Source organism: Limimaricola cinnabarinus (genome assembly GCF_047631075.1).
Lineage (GTDB): Bacteria > Pseudomonadota > Alphaproteobacteria > Rhodobacterales > Rhodobacteraceae > Limimaricola > Limimaricola cinnabarinus.
In genome coordinates this window covers 25,938-47,581 of record NZ_JBLHYX010000009.1, presented here as the reverse complement: position 1 = coordinate 47,581, position 21,644 = coordinate 25,938, and the positions used below count along the sequence as shown (strand labels likewise).

Sequence of the window (21,644 nt, the reverse complement as noted above, 5' to 3'; positions counted from 1 at the left end):
GGCTGCGCGCCGATCCAATTGCCGCCCATTCCCTGCGAGGCCCCCCGCATGACGCTTTCCCACGGCCGTCCCTATCTCGCCATTCCCGGCCCCTCGGTCATGCCCGACCGGGTGCTCGCGGCGATGCAGCGGCCCGCGCCCAACATCTATACCGGCGCCCTTCACGATATGACCGAGACGTTGTTTCCCGACCTGCGCCGCATCGCGGGCACCGACCATCATGCCGCGATCTATATCGCGAACGGCCATGGCATGTGGGAGGCGGCGCTGTTGAACGTGCTCAAGCGCGACGACAGGGTGCTGGCGCTGGTTTCGGGGCATTTCGGGCAGGGCTGGGCCGCGACGGCGCGCGCGCTCGGGGCGCAGGTCGAGGTGATCGAAAGCGACGGGGCGGGGCCGGTGACGCCCGACCGGCTCGAGGCGCGTCTGCGGGACGACGCGGCCCACGAGATTCGGGCCGTCATCGCCTGCCACGTCGACACCGCGACCGGGGTGCGCGCCGAGATGGCCGACTACCGCGCCGCTCTGGCGGCTTGCGGCCATCCGGCGCTCTTGATGGCCGACTGCATCGCCTCAATGGGCTGCGACCGGTTCGAGATGGACGCGTGGGGCGTCGACGTCGCCATCACGGCGAGCCAGAAGGGGCTGATGACGCCGCCGGGGCTGGGATTTGTCTTTTTCAATGAACGCGCCGCCGAAGCGCGGCGGCGGGCCGACATGGTCACGCCCTACTGGGACTGGGCCCCGCGTGCCGCCCCCGACCTTTATTACCAGCATTTCGCTGGTACTGCGCCGACCCACCATCTCTACGCCCTGCGGGCCGCGCTCGACCTGATCGTCGAGGAGGGAATCGAACAGGTCTGGCATCGCCACGCCATTCTGGCCACCGCGATCTGGGCGGCAGTGGAGGCTTGGGGCCGCGAGGGCGAGATGCGGCTTGGGGTCCGCGAGGCGCGCGCCCGCAGCCATGCCGTGACCTCGATTCACCTCGGCGCACCGGACGCCGACCGGCTGCGCGCATGGTGTGAAGCCGAGATGGGGGTGACCTTGGGGATCGGGCTGGGGCGGACGCCGCCCGAAGGCTGGTTCCGGATCGGCCATATGGGCCATGTCAACGCGCATATGGTGATGGGGGCGCTTGGGGTGATCGAGGCGGGGCTTTCGGCCCTGTCGATCCCGCATGCCACGGGTGGCGTGGTGGCGGCGGCCAGATCGCTGGCCGCCGCCTGATCGCTCAGGTGTTGGCCGCGCGGTCCGGCGTGCCGGGCCGTGTTTCGGTCTGGGCATCGCCCGGTTTCGCCTTGTCGCTCTGCGATTTGGCAATCTGGACGTCGCCCGGCTTTGCCTTGTCATTCTGCGGCTCGGCGGTCCTGGCGTCCCCGCCCTCGGGCGCTTCGGCCTTCGTGGCACCGGGCGTCGGCTTGGGGTCGTTGGTGCTGACCAGCGTCGGCTTTGCGGGCTTGGGCTTGGGCGGCTCGGCGGTCTTCGCCTCGGGGGCCGCGGTCTCTGTGCGAGCCGGCACAACGCTCGGCTTCGGACTTTCGGCCTTCGTAGTCGCTGCGGGCTTGGGCTTTGCGACGGATTTTGCAGCTGGCTTTGCCTTGGCCTCCTTGACGGGCTTGGCGGCGGCAGGTTTGGCCGGGCGCGGCTTGGGCGTTTCGACCTTGGCGGTCGGCTTGGCGGGGGCGTCGGAATTGTCGTCGATGAACTGAAGCACCAGCGGGCGGATGTTGTTGCGCCAGCTCGACCCGGCGAAGATGCCGTAATGCCCGGCGCCGGGCTCCAGATGCGCGGCCTTCTTGTCGTCGGAAAGGCCGGTCAGGAGATCAAGCGCGGCGAGGCATTGGCCCGGAGCCGAGATATCGTCCTTCTCGCCCTCGACGATCTTCACCGCCACCGATGTGATCTTGCCCAGATCGAGCCTGCGGCCATCCACGGTGAAGGCGTTGCGCGCGATATCGCGCGACTTGAACACCCGCTCCACGGTCGAGAGGTAGAACTCGGCCGTCATGTCCATCACGGCGAGGTATTCGTCGTAGAACTGGTTGTGCTTGTCGTGCTCGGATGCCTTGCCATGAGCGGCGCGGAAGATCTGGTCGGTGAAGGCCTGCGCATGGGTCGAGGCGTTCATCGCGATAAAGGAGGCAAGCTGCAGCAGGCCCGGATAGACCTCGCGGCCCACGCCCTTGTACTTGAAGCCGACGCGCTGGATCATCGAGTGTTCGAGCTGCCCCATGGTGACGCGGCTGCCGAAATCGGTCACGTCGGTGGCGGCGGCGTCGGGGTCCACCGGCCCGCCGATCAGGGTCAGCGAGCGCGGCTGCGCGGACGGGTCGTCCTCGGCCAGCATCGCCGTGGCGGCGAGAGTCAGCGGCACCGGCTGGCACACGGCGATCACGTGCAAGTCGGGCCCGAGATGGCGCATGAACTCGGCGACGTATTTGGTGTAATCCTCGACGTCGAACTTGCCCGCGCTGACGGGGATGTCTCGGGCGTTGTGCCAGTCGGTGATGTGCACGTCGCAATCGGGCAGAAGGCTGATCACCGTCTTGCGCAGCAGCGTGGCGTAATGGCCCGACATCGGTGCCACCAGGAGGACGCGCCGCCTCGGCGATTTTCTGCCGGGGGTGGTAAAGCGGATCAGGTCGCCGAAGGGCAGCTCCAGCAGCGTCTCGACGCGGACGATATGGTCCTTGCCATCGGGGCCGGAAACCGAAGGGATACCCCAGTCGGGCTTGGCCACCATGCGGGCGAAGCTGCGCTCGGTCACGTCGCCCCAGGCCCGCAGAATCTGCATCACCGGATTGGCGGTCATCGCCATGGCCGGATGGTCCCCCATGGCCCGTGCAGTCGCACCCAACCACTGGTTGGTGTTGCGCACGCTTTCCATAAGGTCATAGGTGGGCATATACTTCATAAGACTGCTCCAGGCAGGGGTCATTGGTCCACCGGGGCCAACCCCGCCTCGGCGGCACATGGGGCGCAGGCCCGTCCCGGCAGGCCGCATGCTGCAGCTGCAAACTAGGGCGTGGGGGGGCGTATGACAACTGACCATCAGAACAGGGCTAACGACGAGAGCGTGAGCGGTGACGCTTTGGCCACGAAAGCCAAGGAACGGCTCGAGCAGAATCTCGCCCGGATCGAGACACTGACGCAAAGGCTTGTGGGAGCTATGGGGCGGGGTCGCAAGGTGCCCAGCGCCTTGCAGGGGCCCAAGCACGACCTCTACTTGAAGGCAGCGGGAACTTACTGGTCCGAAATGATGCGCGATCCCGCCAAGCTGATGGAGCATCAGCTTGGGTATTGGGGCAAGACGCTGCAGCATTACGTCGAAACCCAGCAGAAGATGGTACAGGGGGCCGCGACGCCCGCGCCCGGCGATGGGCCGAGCGACCGCCGCTTTGCCAACCCGCTGTGGAACACGCATCCGTGGTTCGCCTTCATCAAGCAGCAATACCTCACCAATGCCGAAGCCGTGCGCACGGCGATCGATTCAATCGAGGGGTTGGAGCCGCGCGAAAAGAAGCGGCTCGACTACTTCGCCGGGCAGATCGTCGACATGTTCAGCCCGACCAACTTTCTCGCCACCAACCCTGACGCGCTGCAAAAGGCACTTGAGACCGATGGCCAGAGCCTGATCGACGGTCTGGAGAACCTCGTGCGCGATCTCGAGGCCAATGAGGGCAATCTCGTGGTGACGCTGGCCGACGGCGACGCCTTTCGCGTGGGCGAGAACCTCGCCACCACACCGGGCGAGGTGGTGTTTCGCAACCATCTGTTCGAGCTGATCCAGTATTCGCCTACCACCGATGACGTGCGCGAGACGCCGATCGTGCTGTTCCCACCATGGATCAACAAGTTCTACATCCTGGATCTCAAGCCGCAGAACAGCCTGATCCGCCACGTGGTCGATCAGGGCTACACCCTCTTCGTGGTGAGCTGGATCAATCCCGATCCGAGCTATGCCGAAATCGGCATGACCGACTATGTCGAGGACGGCTATGTTCAGGCGATCGAGGTGGTCAAGGAAATCTGCGGCGTCAAGAAGGTCAACGCCGTCGGCTACTGCATCGCGGGCACGACGCTGGGGCTTGCGCTGTCGGTACTCAAGGCGCGCAAGGACAAGTCGGTCAACTCGGCCACCTTCTTCACCACGCTCACCGACTTTTCCGATCAAGGGGAGGTCGGCGTCTTTCTCGATGATGACTTCGTCGACGGGATCGAGGCCGAAGCGCGCGAGGCGGGCGTGCTCGACAAGTTCTACATGTCGCGGACCTTCTCCTTCCTGCGCGCGCGTGACCTGATCTACCAGCCCGCGATCCGCAGCTACATGATGGGCGAGGCGCCCCCCGCCTTCGACCTGCTCTACTGGAACGGCGACGGCACCAACCTTCCCGCGCGCATGGCGGTCGAATACCTGCGCGGGCTGTGTCAGCAGGACCGCTTCGCCACCACCGGCTTTACCGTCGCGGGACACGAGGCGAAGATTTCCGACGTGACGGTGCCGGTCTTTGCCGTGGGCTGCGAGAGCGACCATATCGCGGCGTGGGATTCGAGCTGGCGCGGCGTGCAGAAGATGGGGTCGAAGGACAAGACCTTCGTGCTTTCGGGATCGGGCCACATCGCGGGGATCGTCAACCCGCCTGCCAAGAAGAAATACGGCTACTGGACCAACGCCGCACCCGCCGAGAATGCGCAGGCCTGGAGAGAGGCCGCGACCCGGCACGAAGGCTCGTGGTGGCCGGCCTGGATCGAGTGGCTGGAGCCGCGTTCGGGCGAGCTTGTGCCTGCACGCCAGCCCGGCTCCAAGGTGCATCCCGCGCTGGGTCCGGCGCCTGGGCGATACGTGACGGGGGGGCGCCTCGCAGCCGAATAGGCCGATGCTTGCCCCTAGGGAATTTTTTTGCTGCACCGCAGAAAAACATCTTGAATTGCTGCGGTGCAGCATTCATATTCGGTCTACGAGTTCACAAGCGGAGCCACCGAGCTGCCGCACCTGCGACCAGAAAGGGACCTCCAATGGCCAATACTCAAGATTTCACTTCGATTTTCAAGGACATGATGGGTTCGTTCCCCGTCGACACCAAGAACATGGAAGAGACCTTCCGCAACCAGACCGCTCTCGCCGAGAAGCTGTCGGCTGCCAACCTCGAAGCCGCTCAGAAGTCGACCGAGCTGTCGGCCAAATGGGCTCAGGACACGCTTGCCAAGTTCGGCGAAGTGACCCGCGCCAAGTCCGAGCCTGCCGACTATGCCAAGTCGATGAGCGATTTCGCCTCGGCCTCGGCCGAAGCTGCCTCCGAGCACATGGCCGCCTTCGCCGAGATCGCCAAGAAGCTGCAGACCGAGACCCTCGAACTGATGCTTTCGGCCGGCAAGGACATGAGCGATGACATGACCAACGCCGCCAAGAAGGCCGGCGCCGACGCACAGGCCGCGACCCGCAAGGCGACCGCGCAGGCCGGTCAGACCGCGTCGAAGTAAGCCGCACTGCGGCGATTCTCCCGCGCCGTATGGGCGGGCTGCCACGCGCAGCCCGCCCTTTCTTTTTGGGAAACATCACCCTAGGCTTTGCTGCAGCGCATCATGCCTTGGGGGGACCGAGATGGCCGAGACCGCGAAACCGCTTCTGATCAAGCGCTATGCCAGCCGCAGGCTCTACAACACCGAGACCAGCGACTATGTCACGCTCGAGGATATTGCGGGCTTCATCCGCGCCGGCCGCGAGGTCCAGATCGTCGATCTGAAATCGGGCGACGACCTGACGCGGCAGTATCTGCTGCAGATCATCGCCGAGCACGAGAGTCGGGGCGAAAGCGTGCTGCCGGTCGATGTGCTCACCGATCTCGTGCGCAGCTACACCAGTCAGGCCAGCTCCGTCGTGCCGCAGTTCCTCGCCGCCTCCTTCGAGATGCTGCGCGACGGGCAGTCGAAGATGATGGAGAACATGACCAAGGTTTCGCCGATGGGGCAGATGCCCGGCTTCGACGCGATGCGCGCGCAGCAACAGGCCTTCTTCAAGGCGATGACCGGCGGCGTCATGGGCTCGACCGGCCCTGGGCAGGACGGCAACGGCGACAATCTCGAGGACATCAAGAAGCAACTCGCCGAGCTTCAATCCAAACTGGCTCGCATGAGCAAGTGACCCGCCCCCCGAGATGACCGGGGCAGGGACCGCCCGCCGCTTGTTTCCGTAGGGATGAACCGGCGGGCCGAACCTTGTGTCCGGCCCGCTTGACCGTCAGGCGACCTCGGCAAAGACCTTGTCGAGCGCCGTTTCCAGCTTGGTGAACATCTCGTCCATCTGGGCCTCGGTGAGGATGAAGGGCGGGCAGAGCACGATGGACTGGCCCAGCGGGCGACAGATCAGCCCTTGGTCGGTGCAGGCGTTGGCGATCCGCTCGCTGACCGACAGGTGCCCCGCGAACGGCGTCTTCGTCGCCTTGTCGGCCACCGCCTCGAGCGCCCCCATGAAGCCCTTGCCGCGCCACTCGCCGATATGCGGATGCTGCGCGAGCCGCGCCATGCCCGCCTCGAAGCGCGGCGTCAGGCGTCTCACGTTATCGGCCAACCCTTCGTTCATCACCACGTCGATCGCCTTGAGCGCGATGGCGCAGCCGACCGGGTGGCCCGAGGCGGTAAAACCGTGCGGAAACTCCTCGATTTTCTCGGCCGCGCGCTGCATCCGATCGGCCAGCGCCTCGCCGAGGATTACGGCCCCCATGGGAAAGAAGCCCGCGGTGAGGTTCTTCGATGAGATGATCGCGTCCGGCATGAAATCGTAGGTCTCGCAGCCCCATGTATTGCCGGTGCGCCCAAAGCCGGTGATCACCTCGTCCGAGATGAGCGGAATGCCATGGCGGCGCAGGATCGGCGCGATTGCTTGGAAATATCCTTCGCTAGGCGGGATCACACCGCCGGCACCCATCACCGGTTCGGCGAAGAAGCCCGCGATGGTGTCGGCCCCCTCGCGCGCGATGGTCGCCTCCAGCTCGTCGGCCATGCGCTGGGTGAACTGCGCCTCGCTCTCGCCTTCTTGGCCAAAGCGCCAGTAATGCGGGCAGGACAGATGGACGAAGCCGTCGAGCGGTAGGCCGAAGACGGCGTTGTAGGGCTTGCCGGTCATTGAGGCGGAGACGGCGGTGACGCCGTGATAGGCGTTGACGCGGGTAAGGATCTTGCGGCGCTGCGGCTGCCCCTCCGAGGCCCAGAGGAACCACAGCATCTTGACCATGCTGTCATTCGCTTCGGAGCCTGAATTGGTATAGAACACCTTGGCATTGTCGAAGGGTGAAACCTCGGCGAGCTTTTCCGACAGCATCACCGTCTGGTCCGACATCCGGCCGAAAAAGGCGTGGTAGCCCGGAAACCGTGCGTATTGCGCCTGGGCCGCGGCGATCATGCCGGGGTGGTCGAAGCCCGCGACCATGTTCCAAAGGCCGGAATTGGCGTCGAGATAGCGCCGCCCCTCGGTGTCGACGATATAGGGTCCCTCGCCATGAGTGACGACGATCGTGCCGCGTTCGGCCACGGTCGGCAGGTCGGTGAAACCGTAAAAGGAATGGGCGGCGGCGCGGGCATCCCAGCTATTGGGGCTGTCGTTGGTCATCATGGTCTCCTGCGGGTTGGCGCGAGCCTAGTCGGCGCTCTGTGCCGCCGCAATCGCGGCCTTGGCACGACGCGAGGGCAGGTCTTTGGCCACGAAAAAGGGCCGGTGTGTCCACCGGCCCCGAGATCGCATCTTGTTCGCGTCGCTTATTCGCGATTGCCGAAGATCTGCAGCAGGAACATGAACATGTTGATGAAGTCGAGATAGAGTTGCAGCGCGCCCATGATGGCGGCCTTGCCCAGCCACTCGCTGTCACCGTGGGCCGCGTGGCTCACGTAGATGTTCTTGATGTTCTGAGTGTCATAGGCCGTGAGGCCCGCAAAGATCAGAACACCCAACACCGAGATCGCGAAGGCCACCGCCGAGGAGGCGAGGAAGATGTTCACGATCGAAGCGACGATCAGGCCGATCACGCCCATGATCAGGAAGGTGCCGAAGCCCGACAGGTCCTTCTTGGTGGTGTAGCCGTAAAGCGACAGGCCCGCGAAGGCGATGGCAGTGATCAAGAACACCTGAATGATCGACGCACCGGTGAATACGAGGAAGATCGAGCTGAGCGACAGCCCCATCACCGCCGCGAAGGCATAGAACACGACTTGCGCGGTCGCGGCGGACATGCGGTTCATGCCGGCCGAGAAGCCGAAGACGAACAGGAGAGGCGCGAACATGATCAACCAGCGCAGCGGCGAGGTGTAGATCGCCGCGCCGAAGCTGGTCAGATATTTGCCGGTGCCGATCTGCGCCGCGGCCATGCCGGGATCGGTCGTCACCGCGAGACCCGAAATGGCCCAAGCCGCGGCGGCGGTGATCAGCATGCCCACGGACATCGTGCCGTAGACCTTGTTCATGTGGGCGCGGAGCCCCTCGTCGATCCGTGCGGACCGGGCCCCGGCCGTCGCATGGATCGTATTGTAATCAGCCATCGAGACCTCCGTTGGAATACAACTCTTGCTCTCGATATTGGCGATCAGGGCCGATTATTCAAGATCGCGGAGCCTTGCTGAGACAGAGTTTCGGCAAGGCTCTCATCCGGTTGCAGCGAAGCCTCATCGCTCAGGGCGGCAGGCGGCGGCGATCGGCGGTCCGATCCCCGCCATATCCCGCAAAGGCGGTCGCTTTGGGGAGGGCGAAGGCGAGGCTGCGGTTGACAATCACCGAGGTCGACCCATGTCCGTTTGGGAAACGACAGGCGGGCCGTGCGCGACGCGGTGACAAGCCTGTGTGATCCGTCTTTGGAAACATCAGTTTGCGGCGTTTTCCTGTCCTTCCGGACAGGTTCCGGTGATCCAATGCCCCGATTCATGACCAAAAAGCAATGATGACCGATGCAACCGATGCGTGTCTATATGGGTATATAGATGGGCATGGTGTCCGCGAAGCATTTCACGCGCAAGGCGATGTCCACTGGGCTGTCGCCGATATTCGCAAAAGCAAGAGCAAAAGGGACGAGACATGAAGCATCCGGTAGACGTTCATGTCGGGAAGCGCATCCGTCATAGACGATGGATGAACGGCACGACACAGCAGCAGCTGGCCGAAAAGGTCGGCATCAAGTTCCAACAGATCCAGAAGTACGAAACCGGCATGAACCGTGTCTCGGCCTCGCGGCTGTGGGACATCGCGCATGCGCTCGGCGTGCCCGTCTCCTTCTTCTTCGAAGGCATGGACGCCGCCGAACCCGAGGCGCGGCCCGGCGACATGCCGGGCGACGTGATGGCCGATCGCGAGGCGCTGGAGCTTCTGCGTTCCTACTACGCGATCCCGGAACAGCAGCGCCGCCGCCTGTTCGATCTGGCCCGGGTGCTAAGCGACGCCGCTTGAAAGACTTGGCCTGAATGAGCCCGGTCGCGGCGGTGCCCCCGGCTTGACCGGGGCACCGTCCGCGCGTTACCGCCCGTGTCGGGGCGGGGCTGTCCGTCCGATCTGGATGGGCTTCTCATGACCGGTACGCTCCCCTTCGACCTCGCGCAGGACCTCGTTGCCACCGCACATGCGCTGGCCGATGCCGCACGACCCGAGACCCTGCGTCATTTCCGGCAGGCCATCGCCGCCGACGACAAGACCGGGGATGCGGCAGGTTTCGATCCCGTGACCGAGGCAGACCGCGCTGCCGAACGCGCGATGCGTGCCGTGCTGGCCCGGCGTCGCCCCGATGACGCGATACTGGGCGAGGAATATGGCGCGACCCCCGGGACCAGCGGCCTGACATGGGTGCTCGACCCGATCGACGGCACGCGCGCCTATATCTGCGGAGCGCCGACATGGGGCGTGCTCATTTCGGTATGCGGTGCGGAGGGCCCGCTGTTCGGCCTGATCGATCAACCCTATATCGAAGAGCGTTTCGAAGGCGGTTTCGGCATCGCGCGTCTCACCGGGCCGCGCGGCGAGATGGCACTGCGCGGCCGTGCCGCGCGCCCGCTCGCCGAAGCGACGGTGATGACCACTTTCCCGGAGGTCGGCACGGCGCAGGATCGCGCGGGCTTCGAAGCGGTGAGCCGGGTCGCGCGGCTCACCCGCTACGGCATGGACTGCTACGCCTATGCGCTCGTCGCCCTCGGTCAGGTCGACCTGGTGATCGAGGCGGGGCTCAACAGCTATGACATCTGTGGCCCCATCGCGGTGATCGAAGCCGCGGGCGGCGTCGTCACCGATTGGGAGGGGCGTCCGGCACATGAGGGCGGCCGCGTGCTTGCCGCGGCCAACTCCCAAATCCATGCCGAGGCGCTGGCGCTGTTGCACGAACGCGACTAGGGGCCTCAGCCCTTCATTTGGCGCCCCGCGATATAGGTCTTCGCGATGGCGCGGTCGTCGCCCATCATGATGGTCGGGAACAGCGCCTCCCAGATATCGGAGGCCACCGCGCTGCGCTGGGCGATGCCGGGGGTGGAGGCGAGGTCGAGCACGATCATGTCCGCCATCGCCCCCGGTGCGAGGCGGCCGATTTCTCCTTCCGAATGCAGCACTGTGGCCGAGCCTTCGGTGGCGAGCCAAAGAAGCTGCGCCGGGTGGATCGGGTTGCGCTTCAGCTGGCCGATCTCATAGGCTGCGCCCATCACCCGCAGCATCGAGAAGGACGAGCCGCCGCCCGTATCAGAGGCCAGTCCGATCCGCTGCCCTTCGGCCACCCGTGCCGCCATGTCGAACAGCCCCGACCCGATGAAGGTGTTCGAGGTCGGGCAATGCACCAGCCCGGCACCGGTCTCGCGCAGCCGGTCGGTCTCGCGCGGTTCGAGATGGATCGCGTGACCGTAGAGGCCGCGCGCGCCCAAGAGGCCGTGCTGCTCGTAGGTGTCGAGGTAATCGCACGCCTGCGGGTAGAGCCCCTTGACCCAGTCGATCTCGTCCACCTGCTCCGACAGATGCGTCTGCATCAGGCAGTCCGGATGCGCCGCCCAGAGCGCGCCCAGCGCCGAGAGTTGCTCGGGGCTGGAGGTGGGCGAGAAGCGCGGCGTGATGACATAGGTGGCTCGGCCCTTCTTGTGCCAGCGTTCGATCAGTGCCTCGCTGTCGTCATGCGCGCTTCGGGCATCGTCGCGCAGTCCGTCGGGGGCGTTGCGATCCATGCAGGTCTTGCCCGCGAAGCCCGCCATGCCGCGCGCCTGTGTCGCCTCGAAGAAAGCATCGACGCTGCCGGGATGGATCGTGCAGAAGCTGGTCAGCGTCGTGGTGCCGTACGCGATGGCGAGGTCGAGCGTGCGCCCCGCGATCTCGTTCGCATAGGCGCGGTCGGCGAATTTCATCTCCTCGGGGAAGGTATAGCTGTTCAGCCAGTCGATCAGCCTTTTGCCCCAGCTCGCGATCATCGCGGTCTGTGGATAATGCATGTGCGCATCGACGAAGCCGGGCAGGATCAGCCCGTCGCCGTGATCGGTCACCTCCGCCCCGGGATGGTTCGCGCGCAGCGCGTCGGCCTCGCCGGTGGCGATGACGCGGCCGCCCTCGATCAGCACCCCGCCGCGGCTTGAATGGGTGGCGGCGGCGGGGCCTTCCACGAAAGGATCGCCGGTGAAGCTCAGGGTCTGGCCCAAGTGCAATATCTTTGTCATGCGGCGACGATAGGAGCGGTCGGGCGTCAGGTAAATCCGCCCGTGCCTCGGCCCCCCGGTTGCCGTCGCGCGAACATCCACTATGGTCCGCGCAAACATCGGGAGCCGCCATGACCGACAAGATCGACCCCCAGGAGCCACAGGACGACGAGGGCGATTTCGGTCTGCCGGCGCGGCTGTTCGACGAGGTGCTTGACGCGGTCGAGGCGGGGGACGTGGCCCGGCTCGACGCGATCTTCGAGCCGCTGCACGCCGCCGACATCGCCGACCTTCTCGAACAGATCGACGCGCGCGACCGCCGGGCGCTGCTGGCGCTGTGGAAGGGTGGCATGGACGGCGAGATCCTGTCGGAGCTCGACGACAACCTGCGCGAGGAGATCATCCAGAGCCTCGCGCCGACCGAGTTGGCGCAGGCCGTGCGCGAGCTGGAGTCGGACGATGTGGTCGACCTCGTCGAATATCTTGATGAGGACCAGCAGGCCGCCGTGCTCGACGCGCTGGCCGCCATCGACCGGATCGCGGTCGAAAAGGCGCTGGCCTACCCGGAGGAATCCGCCGGGCGTTTGATGCAGGTCGAGGTGGTGCGTGCGCCCGAGCACTGGACCGTGGGCGAGGCGATCGACTTCCTGCGCCGCTCCGAGACGCTGCCCGATCAGTTCTACCACGTGATGCTCGTCGATCCACGCATGAAGCCGGTGGGCTATGTTCAGATCGGGCGGCTCTTGTCCAAGTCGCGCGCCACGCCGCTGCGCGACATCACCGAGGAGAGCTTTCGCACCTTCCATGTCGAGGATGACGAGGGCGCGGTGGCTTATGCCTTCAACCAGTACCATCTGATCTCGGCCCCGGTGGTCGACGACGATGACAGGCTGGTCGGCGTCATCACCATCGACGACGCGATGAACGTGCTCGACGAGGAGCACGAGGAGGATATCCTGCGCCTCGCCGGTGTCGGCGGCGAAAGCGAGCTGTCGGATTCGGTGCGCGAGACGACGCGGCAGCGGCTGCCATGGCTCGCCGTGAACCTCGGCACGGCGATCATCGCCTCATTAGTGATCTCGATCTTCGAAGAAACCATCGCCGGTCTCGTGGCCCTGGCCGTTCTCATGCCGATCGTGGCCTCGATGGGCGGCAACGCAGGCACACAGTCGCTCACCGTCGCGGTGCGGGCGATCGCCACGCGCGACCTGACCACCTCCAACGTCTGGCGCGTGATCCGGCGCGAGGTGGCCGTCGGGCTGATCAACGGTCTCGCCTTCGCGGTGGTGATGGGCATCGTCGGTGTTGTCTGGTTCGGCTCGCCGCTTCTGGGGGGCGTCATCGCGGTGTCGATGGTGATCAACCTCGTGGTGGCCGGGCTGTCGGGGGTCGTGGTGCCGGTGGTGCTCGACCGCTTCGGCGTCGATCCGGCGCTGGCCTCGGGAACCTTCGTGACCACGGTGACCGACGTGGTGGGCTTTTTCGCCTTTCTCGGGCTGGCCTCGGTGATTCTGCTGTGAGCGCACATACCGGCCTTGCGGCCCGCAAGAAGGCGGCGCGCGAGGCGGCGTTTCTGCGTCGCGAACTGGCGCATCGCGACGCAAGCGCACAGGCCGAGCATCTGACTCGCTGGATCGCAGGGCATCCGGGCCTGCCGGTCGCGGGCTACATGGCCATGCGCAGTGAGATCGACCCGTTGCCCGCCATGGCCAAGGCCGCCGAGACCGCCCGCGTCGGCGTGCCGGTGATCGAAGGGGCGGGGCGGCCGCTCCGGTTTCGCGAATGGATGCCGGGATGCGCGCTCGAGGAGGGGCATTTCGGCGCGCGGATCCCCGTTTCGGGCGACTGGATCGTGCCGCAGATCGTCATCCTGCCGCTGGTGGCCTTTGATCGGCACGGCCACCGGCTCGGCTATGGCGGCGGATTCTACGACCGCACGCTCGAGCTGCTGCGCGCCACGGGGCCGGTTCAGGCCGTGGGGTTCGCCTTTGCCGCGCAGGAGGCCGACGAAATTCCGGTCGAGGAGACCGATCAGCCTTTGGACCTGATCATTACCGAATCCGGGATCGTCGTCCCGTCCTGAGCGACGCCCGTGAACGGGCGTTCCGGGCCCTGCGCTGTCGCCGGATCGGGCGGTTTGCCCCGCGTCGCCACGTGACGAGGGCGGGCCTCGATGCTTCGCTTGCCCTTTGCAAATCACCGCCCTAACACCTGCGGAATGAGAATATTGTTCCTTGGCGACGTGATGGGTCGCGGTGGCCGGCAGGCCGTGGCGGAGCGGCTTCCTGGCCTGCGCCGTGACTGGCGGCTCGATTTCGTGGTGGTCAATGGCGAGAACGCCACCGGCGGGCGTGGCCTTTCGGCCGAACATGCCAAGGGCATCCTGGAGGCGGGCGCCGACGTGATCACTTTGGGCGACCACGCCTTCGATCAGAAGGACATGATGCGCTTTTGCGAGAGCGAGCCGCGCATTATCCGTCCGCTCAACTACTCCAAAGCCGCCCCCGGCACCGGCGCGCGGGTGTTCGAGGCGACGCGGGGCCGAAAGGTCCTCGTGGCGCAGGCGTTGGGGCAGGTCTTTATGAGCCGGCCCTATGACGATCCCTTCTCCGCACTGGAGCCGGTGCTCAAGGCGCATCCACTGGGCGGAACCGTGGCCGCGTCGCTGATCGACATCCATTGCGAGGCGACGAGCGAGAAGATGGGGGTGGGGCATTTCTGCGACGGGCGCGCCTCGATCGTGGTGGGTACGCACACCCATGTGCCAACGGCGGATGCGACAATCTTGCCGCGTGGCACTGCGTTCCAGTCCGATGCGGGTATGTGCGGCGATTACGACAGCGTCATCGGCATGCAGAAGGAGGAACCGCTCCGGCGCTTCATCACCGGCATGCCGGGCGGGCGGTTCACGCCCGCGATGGAAGAAGTCACCCTGTCGGGTCTTTATGTCGAGACCGACGATCGCACCGGCCTCGCCACGCGGGTGGAGATGGTGCGGCAGGGCGGTCGGTTGTCGCAAAGCGGCCCCGCATGAGGCCCGGCCTTCGGCCATTCGATGCTCCGGCCGTGATCACGGTCGTCTGAAAAGGTTCTGACGATGTTCGGCATTTCCCTGTCGCCTGAAATCGAAGCGATCACCGCCATGGTGATCGTGCTGGCGATGTTCCTCGCTTTTCTGCGCGAGATATATCCCGTTGAGGTGGTGGCAATCACCGGCGCCATCGCGATGCTGGTACTGGGCATCCTGCCCGAGGCCACCGCCATCGGCATCTTTGCCAACCCGGCCCCGTGGACCATCGCCGCGCTCTTTGTCGTGGTGGGGGCCTTGGTACGCACCGGTGCGCTCGACTGGATCTCGGCTCAGGCCGCGCGCCATGTCGAAAAACGTCCCAAGACGACGCTGATCACGCTCACCTTCACCGTGCTCGCCATGTCGGCCTTCATCAACAACACGCCCATCGTCGTGGTGATGATCCCGATTTTCGTGCGGCTATCGGCCCAGATGGGGCACCAGCCCTCGAAGCTGCTGATCCCACTGAGCTACTTCGCGATCTTCGGCGGCATGCTGACGCTGATCGGCACCTCGACCAACCTGCTGGTGGATGGCGTCGTGCAAGCTGCTGGCATGGAGCCTTTCGGCATTTTCGAGATCACCGGTGCGGGTCTCGTCATGGCCAGTGTCGCTGTGGCCTATCTCGGCCTTATCGGCCGGAAGCTGCTGCCCGATCGCGATTCGATGGCGGGCCTGCTTTCGGGCAAGTCGAAGATGCGTTTCTTCACCGAAGCCGTGATCCCGCCCGACAGCAACCTGATCGGCCGCGAGGTCACGGACGTGCAGCTGTTCAAGCGCGAAGGCGTGCGGCTGATCGACGTGGTGCGGGGCGACGCCTCGCTCAGGCGCAACCTCACCGGCGTCACGCTCGAAGTCGGCGACCGGGTGGTGCTGCGCACCGCGATGACCGAGCTTCTGTCGCTGCAATCCAACAAGAGCCTCCGCCGCGTCGATCAGGTTTCGGCGGTCGAAACCACGACGGTCGAGGTTCTGATCTCGCCTGATTGCCGCATGGTCGGTCGCAAGCTCGGCGATCTGCGCCTGCGTCGCCGCTACGGCGTCTACACCCTCGCGGTGCATCGCCGCGACAAGAACATCGGCCGTCAGATCGACGATCTCGTGGTGCGGGTGGGCGACACGCTGCTGCTGGAAGGCTCGATGGCCGACATCCAGCGCCTCGCCACCGACATGAACCTCGTCAACGTCGCGCAGCCGACCGAGCGCGCCTATCGCCGCAGCCACGCGCCGATCGTGCTCGCCGTGCTCTTTGCCATCGTCGGCCTTTCGGCGATCGGTGTCGCCAACATCGCGGTGATGAGTTTCATCGGCGTGGCTGTGGTGCTGCTGACGCGCTGCATCGACGCGGACGAGGCGTTCGGCTTCATCGACGGGCGGCTGTTGGCGCTGATCTTCGGCATGCTGGCGGTGGGGGCGGGGCTCGATCACTCGGGCGCGGTGAGCTTGCTGGTCGACTGGTTGACCCCGTGGCTTACGCATCTGCCGAGCTGGGCGCTGGTGCTGGTGGTCTATCTTCTGGCCTCGGTCCTGACGGAGATCGTGTCGAACAACGCGGTGGCGGTGATCCTGACGCCGGTGGCGATCGGTCTTGCGCAGGCGCTGGGCGTCGACCCGCGCCCGTTGATCGTGGCGGTGATGTTCGGGGCCTCCGCCAGCTTTGCCACGCCGATCGGCTACCAGACAAACACGCTGGTCTATGGCCCCGGCGGCTACAAGTTCTCGGACTTTCTCAGGATCGGCGTGCCGCTCAACGTGCTCACCGCCCTGACGGCGTCGATCGTGATCCCGCTGTTCTTCCCGCTCTGAGCGCGCTTGCCCCCTTCAGGGGGGCTGGCATATAGAGACCCCGACTTTCGCATATCACGACAGGAGCCCCGCCATGGCCGGCCATTCCAAATGGGCCAACATCCAGCACCGCAAGGGGCGGCAGGACGCCGCGCGCTCCAAGCTGTTCTCGAAGCTCTCCAAGGAGATCACCGTCGCCGCCAAGATGGGCGACCCCGATCCCGACAAGAACCCGCGCCTGCGCATGGCCGTCAAGGAGGCCAAGTCGGTCTCGGTCCCCAAGGACGTGATCGACCGCGCCATCAAGAAATCCCAAGGCGGCGACGCCGAGAGCTATGACGAGATCCGCTACGAGGGCTATGGCCCCAACGGCGTCGCGGTGATCGTCGAAGCGATGACCGACAACCGCAACCGCACCGCCTCGAACGTGCGCTCCACCTTTGGCAAGAGCGGCGGCAATCTCGGCGAGACCGGCTCGGTGTCGTTCATGTTCGATCGCAAGGGCGAGATCTTCTACAAGGCCGAGGTCGGCGATGCCGACACGGTGATGATGGCCGCGATCGAAGCTGGCGCCGAGGATGTCGAGAGCGACGAGGACGGCCACTGGATCTACTGCGCCGACACAGACCTCAACGAGGTGGCGACGGCGCTTGAGGCCAGCCTCGGCGAAAGCGAGACCACCAAGCTGATCTGGAAGCCGCAGAACCGCACCCCGCTCGATCTCGATGGCGTGCAAAAGTTGATGAAGCTGGTCGAGACCCTCGAAGACGACGACGACGTGCAGAGTGTCACGACGAACTTCGAAGCCTCCGACGAGGTCATGCAGGCCTATTCCGAGAGCTGATCCCGGCGGTCGGGATCGATCTGAACGCCGGAGGCTTTCGCGGGCCTCCGGCGTTTCGCGTCACAGCGCGGCGAGAATCGGCCAAAGCGTGGCGACCAGCAGGCCCGCCATGACGAAGTTGAAGATCCGCAACCGGCGCGGCTCCGACAGCAGGCGTCGCAGACTCTGGCCCAGCACGGTCCATAGCCCCGCCGAGACAGTGCCCATCGCGGCGAAGACCGCGACCACCAGCGCCACGCCCCACAGGCCGCCATCTCCGACATAGGCGCTGGTCGCCGTTACCGACATGGCCCAAGCCTTTGGGTTCACCCATTGGAAAGCCGCCGCCTGCAGGAAGGTGAGCGGTGTCCCTTCGGTTTCGGGCGCCGCGGCGGATTTCGGCGCGGCGCTGGCGATCTTCCAGGCGAGCCAGAGCAGGAAGCCGATCGAGACCACGCGCAGCACGGTGGTCAGCGCGGGCCAGATCTCAAACACCTGCGCCAGCCCGAGCCCGACGAGCCCTGCCATCGCCGCGAAGCCGAGGGCCACCCCCGCCATGTGGGGCACCGAGCGGCGCAGGCCGAAATTGGCGCCCGACGCCATCAGCATCAGGTTGTTGGGCCCCGGCGTGAACAGGGTAACGAGAGCAAAGCCCATGAGGGCGGGGAGGAGCGAGAGCGCTGTCATGTGCGCCAATCTGCACCCTCCGACGGGAATGGAAAGTCCCAAAACGAGAAACGGCGACGCCCAGGGAGGAGGAGGGGCGCCGCCGTCATGTTCCGGTGCGCGGGCCCTCAGGGAGGAGGAGGAGGAGAACCCGTGACCGTCTCGGTCGACCCGCTCGGACCAGGGAGGAGGAGGGCCCGGCCGGTCTATGCAACGGATGCCTGTCTGGGAGGAGGAGCATCCGTATCCTGAGCGACCGGCGGGGTCAGGGAGGAGGAGGACCCCGCCGGTCTGATGCGCGCCGTTCCAGGGAGGAGGAGGGAACGACCCGTATTCGAATGTCGCGAGCGACGGGACAGGGAGGAGGAGATCCCGTCGCTCTGATCCACGCGCCACCCAGGGAGGAGGAGGAGGGCGTCGCGCGTCTTGGTCGACCGGCGAGGGCCAGGGAGGAGGAGGGCCCGGCCGGTCTGATCTACGTGCGCGCCCCAGGAAAGGAGGAGGGGCGGCCCGTATTTGTCAATTCCTGCGAGCGACGGGGCAGGGAGGAGGAGGCCCCGCCGCTCTTTGGTCCGCGTGCGCTCCAAGGGAGGAGGAGAAGCGCCCGTGGTATGCGACCGGCAGGGTCAGGGAGGAGGAGGACCCTGCCGGTCTGATCTACGTGCGCGCCCCAGGGAGGAGGAGGGAGCGGCCCGTATTCGGGTAACTTTCAAGGCGACGGCATCAGGGAGGAGGAGGATGCCGTCGCCTCGTTGCGGGTCGCCCAGAGAGGAGGAAGGGCGGTGCCGCGGCTCGCGACCGGTTCAGGGAGGAGGAGGAACCGGTCGGGAACTGGGAAACTCACTTGGTCTCACTAGCCTCGATCGCGATGCGCTTGATCATCGACCGGGCGATGCCCAGATCGGCAAGATCACGATCGGTCAGCGCCTGCAGCTCGTTATAGGTTGAGCGATAGGTCTTGTTCTTCGCGATCCGGTCAGCCAAGCTGGCGCGGAAGGCCGAGATGCGCTGGCCCAGGCCGGCGCTGCGGGTTTCGGTCGTGTATGCCATGTTGCATACCTCTTTCATTCGGGGCCCGATGTCGGGCCGGTCTGCTCTCTGGTAGGCCCCAGACTGCGGGACCGGTCGTCAAAGGCGCCGTATGCGTCTTCGATATTCAAAATAGGCTCATGCTGCGGATGCACAATCCCCCGGATGGGCAATGCTGCTATGCAGCGAACGCATGGTAAAAGTTTCATGAAATCATGGGCTTCCCCAAGGTAATTGTGGCTTTTTCATGGCTGCTTGCGCTTTGGGCGGCAAAACGCGAGTCTCGCCCGGAGATCGGGCAAGCGCCTGATGGCAGACAAGGAAACGGATCCCGGATGACCCTGACGCGCGACCAAATCCTCGAAGAACTGCGCCGCATCGGTTTGCCCGACGGCGGCGATCTCGTTTCGCGCGACATGATCCGCGCACTCGGTATCGACGGTGGCAAGGTACGATTCGTCATCGAGGCGCCGGATGCGGCGACGGCGCGCAAGCTCGAACCGGTAAGCCAAGCCGCCGAAGCGGTGGTGCGGGCCCTGCCGGGTGTCGAGTTGGTAAGCGTGGTGCTGACGGCGCATGGGCCGGCAGCGCCCAGCGCTCCTGCGCCGCGCCCCGCATCCACCGGACAGGCACCCTCCCTCAAGATCGGACGCCACCCGACACCCCAGCCGCCGGGCCAGGCCGGCCCGCAGCGCATTGCCGGCGTCGACCGGATCATCGCCGTGGGCTCGGGCAAGGGTGGCGTGGGCAAGTCCACCGTCGCCTCGAACCTTGCCGTGGCGCTCGCGCGCGAAGGGCGGCGGGTCGGTCTGCTCGACGCCGACATATATGGGCCCTCGCAGCCGCGCATGATGGGCGTGTCCAAGCGGCCCGGCTCGCCGGACGGCAAGACGATCGAACCGCTGCGGGCGCATGGAGTCACCATGATGTCGATTGGCCTGATGCTGGACCCGGACAAGGCGGTGGTCTGGCGCGGGCCGATGCTGATGGGGGCGCTGCAGCAGCTATTGGGTCAGGTGGCCTGGGGCGAACTCGACGTGCTCATCGTCGATCTACCGCCGGGCACGGGCGACATCCAGCTCACCTTGTGCCAGCGCACGCATCTGACGGGGGCGATCGTCGTGTCGACGCCGCAGGACGTAGCGCTTCTCGATGCGCGCAAGGCGATCGATATGTTCAAGACGCTCAAGACACCCGTGTTGGGGCTGATCGAGAACATGTCTCTCTATATATGTCCCGAATGCGGGCATGAGGCACATATCTTCGGTCATGGTGGCGTCGCGCAGGAGGCCGAGCGCCTCGGCGCGCCGCTGCTGGGCAGCCTGCCCATCGATCTCGACACGCGGCTGGCCGGGGATGCGGGCGTGCCGGTCGCCGCGGGCGAAGGCGCGATGGCCGAGGCCTACCAGCAGATTGCCCGTGGTCTCGTCGCGGGCGGCGTGGCCTGACCTCTCCGGTCCCGACCGTCCCTTGGGAAACCCCAGTAGCCACAGCCGGGATCGCATGGGATGGCGTTCCGGGATCTCATGGGAGTTCGTCGGCTTGCTCGAATCGAGCGCGTCGATTCGACAGGCTGGATCAAGTTATCCCCATAATTACCCACAACTTGGCGATCTTTTTGAAGATTCGAAGGGTCTTGTCGGAACTTGCCCTCGGGGAATCCGTTGCACGTTGCGACAATGCTGCAGGACCGGGGCTTTCCGCCACTCGGCGCCTTAATCAACATATGGTGTAAGATGTTACTTATTGCGCCTTATGTTGCGGTTTATTCCATGAATTCTCACATTTCCGAGACGTGACGCGTTGAATCGCGTTGGGATACGGTTAACTCCGGGCCTGAAATTTGTTGCCTCCCATGAATTCCCATGGCATCCCTATGGCCAAGGAAACGGTGGACGACGATTACGGGGCAACAAGACCCCATCGGCAAAAAATTAGCAGGTTCATACAGGCAACCCGCTGTTTTCTAACAAGAGATCCGGCGCGCGAGCGAGCAGACATCCCCCCAGGTGGCGCGCGCGATCGGACATCCCGGAAACGGGACGATGCGGCGGATCGAGCAGTGGCAGCAGCTCGGTCCGCCGTTTTCGTTACACAAGGTCTGATGACCTGGGTGGGCATGGGCAAGGGTCTCGATAGGCGTGCTGGCGTTCACCGGAGAGTATCCGCAAAAGATCGACGGGAAAGGGCGCATGTCCATCCCGGCCGATTTCCGCCGGGTGCTCGAAGCCGGTGATCCGGACTGGACCGAAGGATTAAACCCCAAGATTTACCTGCAGTTCGGCGACCATCTTAAGGACAATCTGCGGGTCTACTCGGTCAATGAGTTCGACCGCATCTACGCCCAGATCCGGGCCATGCCCTCGGGCACCAAGGAAAAGCAGATGGTGAGCCGGCTCTATCTCGGCCAATCGATGAAGCTTGAGATCGACCGCGACGGCCGCATCGTCATGCCGATCCGCCAGCGCCGCAAGCTGGGGCTGGAGCAGGGCGAGGTTCTGTTCATGGGCGTCGGCGACTATTTCGAAATCTGGAAGGCCGACACCTTCGAGACCACCGTGGGCCAGGACGCCGCCGACTGGCTCGGAGAGCAGCCCGAGGGCTTCGACCCACTAAGCCTTGTGGGAGGCCTTTGAT

The 21,644-nt window shown here is 65.3% G+C and carries 18 protein-coding genes and 1 pseudogene; 13 read left to right on the top strand and 6 right to left on the bottom strand.

Features of this window, described 5'->3' with window-relative positions; genetic code table 11:
- Nucleotides 1-48: 48 nt before the first annotated feature.
- Nucleotides 49-1,230 (top strand): pyridoxal-phosphate-dependent aminotransferase family protein, encoded by a 1,182-nt coding sequence (locus ACJASC_RS09140; protein WP_415145379.1) that lies wholly within the window; start codon nucleotides 49-51, stop codon nucleotides 1,228-1,230.
- A gap of 433 nt (nucleotides 1,231-1,663) precedes the next feature.
- Here ACJASC_RS09140 and phaZ read toward each other — a convergent pair.
- Nucleotides 1,664-2,917: pseudogene (gene phaZ / locus ACJASC_RS09135) on the bottom strand (polyhydroxyalkanoate depolymerase); the annotation flags it as partial.
- Nucleotides 2,918-3,040: 123 nt separating this feature from the next.
- Between phaZ and ACJASC_RS09130 the strand changes: the two are divergent.
- The 3 genes from ACJASC_RS09130 to phaR all read left to right on the top strand — a co-directional run bounded on the left by ACJASC_RS09130 (nucleotide 3,041) and on the right by phaR (nucleotide 6,145).
- Nucleotides 3,041-4,876 carry a PHA/PHB synthase family protein gene (locus ACJASC_RS09130; protein ID WP_415145377.1) on the top strand — a complete coding sequence of 612 codons (1,836 nt, stop codon included), beginning with the start codon at nucleotides 3,041-3,043 and terminating at the stop codon, nucleotides 4,874-4,876.
- Between the two features lie 143 nt (nucleotides 4,877-5,019).
- A complete protein-coding gene (locus ACJASC_RS09125; RefSeq protein WP_021692767.1) occupies nucleotides 5,020-5,484 on the top strand; it encodes a phasin family protein in 465 nt (154 codons plus the stop codon).
- A 121-nt stretch (nucleotides 5,485-5,605) separates the two neighbouring features.
- Nucleotides 5,606-6,145, top strand: a complete 540-nt coding sequence (phaR, locus tag ACJASC_RS09120) for a polyhydroxyalkanoate synthesis repressor PhaR (RefSeq protein WP_021692768.1) — start codon at nucleotides 5,606-5,608, stop codon at nucleotides 6,143-6,145.
- A 96-nt stretch (nucleotides 6,146-6,241) separates the two neighbouring features.
- On the opposite strand, the gene ACJASC_RS09115 is transcribed toward phaR, so the two are convergent.
- Together ACJASC_RS09115 and ACJASC_RS09110 are read right to left on the bottom strand one after the other, a co-directional pair.
- Nucleotides 6,242-7,609 carry an aminotransferase gene (locus ACJASC_RS09115; protein ID WP_415145374.1) on the bottom strand — a complete coding sequence of 456 codons (1,368 nt, stop codon included), beginning with the start codon at nucleotides 7,607-7,609 and terminating at the stop codon, nucleotides 6,242-6,244.
- Nucleotides 7,610-7,755: 146 nt separating this feature from the next.
- Nucleotides 7,756-8,532, bottom strand: coding sequence for a Bax inhibitor-1/YccA family protein (locus ACJASC_RS09110; protein WP_021692770.1), 777 nt, complete (start codon nucleotides 8,530-8,532; stop codon nucleotides 7,756-7,758).
- 529 nt (nucleotides 8,533-9,061) lie between these two features.
- Between ACJASC_RS09110 and ACJASC_RS09105 the strand changes: the two genes are divergently transcribed.
- Both ACJASC_RS09105 and ACJASC_RS09100 read left to right on the top strand, forming a co-directional pair.
- The gene (locus ACJASC_RS09105) at nucleotides 9,062-9,430 is read left to right on the top strand and encodes a helix-turn-helix domain-containing protein (protein WP_085894704.1); all 369 of its coding nucleotides are present in this window, start codon (nucleotides 9,062-9,064) and stop codon (nucleotides 9,428-9,430) included.
- A 117-nt stretch (nucleotides 9,431-9,547) separates the two neighbouring features.
- Nucleotides 9,548-10,360 carry an inositol monophosphatase family protein gene (locus ACJASC_RS09100; RefSeq protein WP_021692773.1) on the top strand — a complete coding sequence of 271 codons (813 nt, stop codon included), beginning with the start codon at nucleotides 9,548-9,550 and terminating at the stop codon, nucleotides 10,358-10,360.
- Between the two features lie 5 nt (nucleotides 10,361-10,365).
- On the opposite strand, the gene guaD is transcribed toward ACJASC_RS09100, so the two are convergent.
- Entirely contained in the window at nucleotides 10,366-11,655 is a 1,290-nt protein-coding gene (gene guaD, locus ACJASC_RS09095) for a guanine deaminase (RefSeq protein ID WP_415145371.1), read from the bottom strand.
- 110 nt (nucleotides 11,656-11,765) lie between these two features.
- Between guaD and mgtE the strand changes: the two genes are divergently transcribed.
- The 5 genes from mgtE (at nucleotide 11,766) to ACJASC_RS09070 (ending at nucleotide 17,333) form a co-directional block, all read left to right on the top strand.
- Entirely contained in the window at nucleotides 11,766-13,154 is a 1,389-nt protein-coding gene (gene mgtE / locus ACJASC_RS09090; RefSeq protein WP_021692776.1) for a magnesium transporter, read from the top strand.
- Nucleotides 13,151-13,717: a 5-formyltetrahydrofolate cyclo-ligase gene (locus ACJASC_RS09085; RefSeq protein WP_415145368.1), complete on the top strand. Its 567-nt coding sequence runs from the start codon at nucleotides 13,151-13,153 to the stop codon at nucleotides 13,715-13,717. The genes mgtE and ACJASC_RS09085 overlap by 4 nt, the downstream gene beginning before the upstream one ends.
- A gap of 135 nt (nucleotides 13,718-13,852) precedes the next feature.
- Nucleotides 13,853-14,668 (top strand): TIGR00282 family metallophosphoesterase, encoded by an 816-nt coding sequence (locus tag ACJASC_RS09080; RefSeq protein WP_415145366.1) that lies wholly within the window; start codon nucleotides 13,853-13,855, stop codon nucleotides 14,666-14,668.
- Between the two features lie 63 nt (nucleotides 14,669-14,731).
- Nucleotides 14,732-16,510 carry an SLC13 family permease gene (locus ACJASC_RS09075; RefSeq protein WP_415145364.1) on the top strand — a complete coding sequence of 593 codons (1,779 nt, stop codon included), beginning with the start codon at nucleotides 14,732-14,734 and terminating at the stop codon, nucleotides 16,508-16,510.
- Nucleotides 16,511-16,583: 73 nt separating this feature from the next.
- Nucleotides 16,584-17,333, top strand: a complete 750-nt coding sequence (locus tag ACJASC_RS09070; RefSeq protein ID WP_021692780.1) for a YebC/PmpR family DNA-binding transcriptional regulator — start codon at nucleotides 16,584-16,586, stop codon at nucleotides 17,331-17,333.
- 60 nt (nucleotides 17,334-17,393) lie between these two features.
- Here ACJASC_RS09070 and ACJASC_RS09065 read toward each other — a convergent pair whose 3' ends face one another.
- Both ACJASC_RS09065 and ACJASC_RS09060 read right to left on the bottom strand, forming a co-directional pair.
- Nucleotides 17,394-17,999 (bottom strand): LysE family translocator, encoded by a 606-nt coding sequence (locus ACJASC_RS09065; protein ID WP_045319653.1) that lies wholly within the window; start codon nucleotides 17,997-17,999, stop codon nucleotides 17,394-17,396.
- Between the two features lie 819 nt (nucleotides 18,000-18,818).
- Nucleotides 18,819-19,028, bottom strand: coding sequence for a DUF1127 domain-containing protein (locus ACJASC_RS09060; RefSeq protein WP_021692782.1), 210 nt, complete (start codon nucleotides 19,026-19,028; stop codon nucleotides 18,819-18,821).
- A gap of 314 nt (nucleotides 19,029-19,342) precedes the next feature.
- Between ACJASC_RS09060 and ACJASC_RS09055 the strand changes: the two genes are divergently transcribed.
- Together ACJASC_RS09055 and ACJASC_RS09050 are read left to right on the top strand one after the other, a co-directional pair.
- A complete protein-coding gene (locus ACJASC_RS09055; RefSeq protein WP_415145361.1) occupies nucleotides 19,343-20,455 on the top strand; it encodes an Mrp/NBP35 family ATP-binding protein in 1,113 nt (370 codons plus the stop codon).
- Nucleotides 20,456-21,148: 693 nt separating this feature from the next.
- Nucleotides 21,149-21,643: a division/cell wall cluster transcriptional repressor MraZ gene (locus ACJASC_RS09050; protein ID WP_052512671.1), complete on the top strand. Its 495-nt coding sequence runs from the start codon at nucleotides 21,149-21,151 to the stop codon at nucleotides 21,641-21,643.
- The last annotated feature ends 1 nt before the right edge of the window (nucleotide 21,644 follow it).

Bases quoted from the DNA above. Each gene is read 5' to 3' on its own strand.
- ACJASC_RS09105 (WP_085894704.1), top strand. From the start codon at position 9,062: ATGAAGCATCCGGTAGACGTTCATGTCGGGAAGCGCATCCGTCATAGA.
- ACJASC_RS09055 (WP_415145361.1), top strand. From the start codon at position 19,343: ATGACCCTGACGCGCGACCAAATCCTCGAAGAACTGCGCCGCATCGGT.
- ACJASC_RS09060 (WP_021692782.1), bottom strand. From the start codon at position 19,028: ATGGCATACACGACCGAAACCCGCAGCGCCGGCCTGGGCCAGCGCATC.
- ACJASC_RS09100 (WP_021692773.1), top strand. From the start codon at position 9,548: ATGACCGGTACGCTCCCCTTCGACCTCGCGCAGGACCTCGTTGCCACC.
- ACJASC_RS09115 (WP_415145374.1), bottom strand. From the start codon at position 7,609: ATGACCAACGACAGCCCCAATAGCTGGGATGCCCGCGCCGCCGCCCAT.
- guaD (WP_415145371.1), bottom strand. From the start codon at position 11,655: ATGACAAAGATATTGCACTTGGGCCAGACCCTGAGCTTCACCGGCGAT.
- ACJASC_RS09075 (WP_415145364.1), top strand. From the start codon at position 14,732: ATGTTCGGCATTTCCCTGTCGCCTGAAATCGAAGCGATCACCGCCATG.
- ACJASC_RS09110 (WP_021692770.1), bottom strand. From the start codon at position 8,532: ATGGCTGATTACAATACGATCCATGCGACGGCCGGGGCCCGGTCCGCA.
- phaR (WP_021692768.1), top strand. From the start codon at position 5,606: ATGGCCGAGACCGCGAAACCGCTTCTGATCAAGCGCTATGCCAGCCGC.
- ACJASC_RS09125 (WP_021692767.1), top strand. From the start codon at position 5,020: ATGGCCAATACTCAAGATTTCACTTCGATTTTCAAGGACATGATGGGT.
- ACJASC_RS09070 (WP_021692780.1), top strand. From the start codon at position 16,584: ATGGCCGGCCATTCCAAATGGGCCAACATCCAGCACCGCAAGGGGCGG.
- ACJASC_RS09065 (WP_045319653.1), bottom strand. From the start codon at position 17,999: ATGACAGCGCTCTCGCTCCTCCCCGCCCTCATGGGCTTTGCTCTCGTT.
- ACJASC_RS09140 (WP_415145379.1), top strand. From the start codon at position 49: ATGACGCTTTCCCACGGCCGTCCCTATCTCGCCATTCCCGGCCCCTCG.
- ACJASC_RS09130 (WP_415145377.1), top strand. From the start codon at position 3,041: ATGACAACTGACCATCAGAACAGGGCTAACGACGAGAGCGTGAGCGGT.
- mgtE (WP_021692776.1), top strand. From the start codon at position 11,766: ATGACCGACAAGATCGACCCCCAGGAGCCACAGGACGACGAGGGCGAT.
- ACJASC_RS09080 (WP_415145366.1), top strand. From the start codon at position 13,853: ATGAGAATATTGTTCCTTGGCGACGTGATGGGTCGCGGTGGCCGGCAG.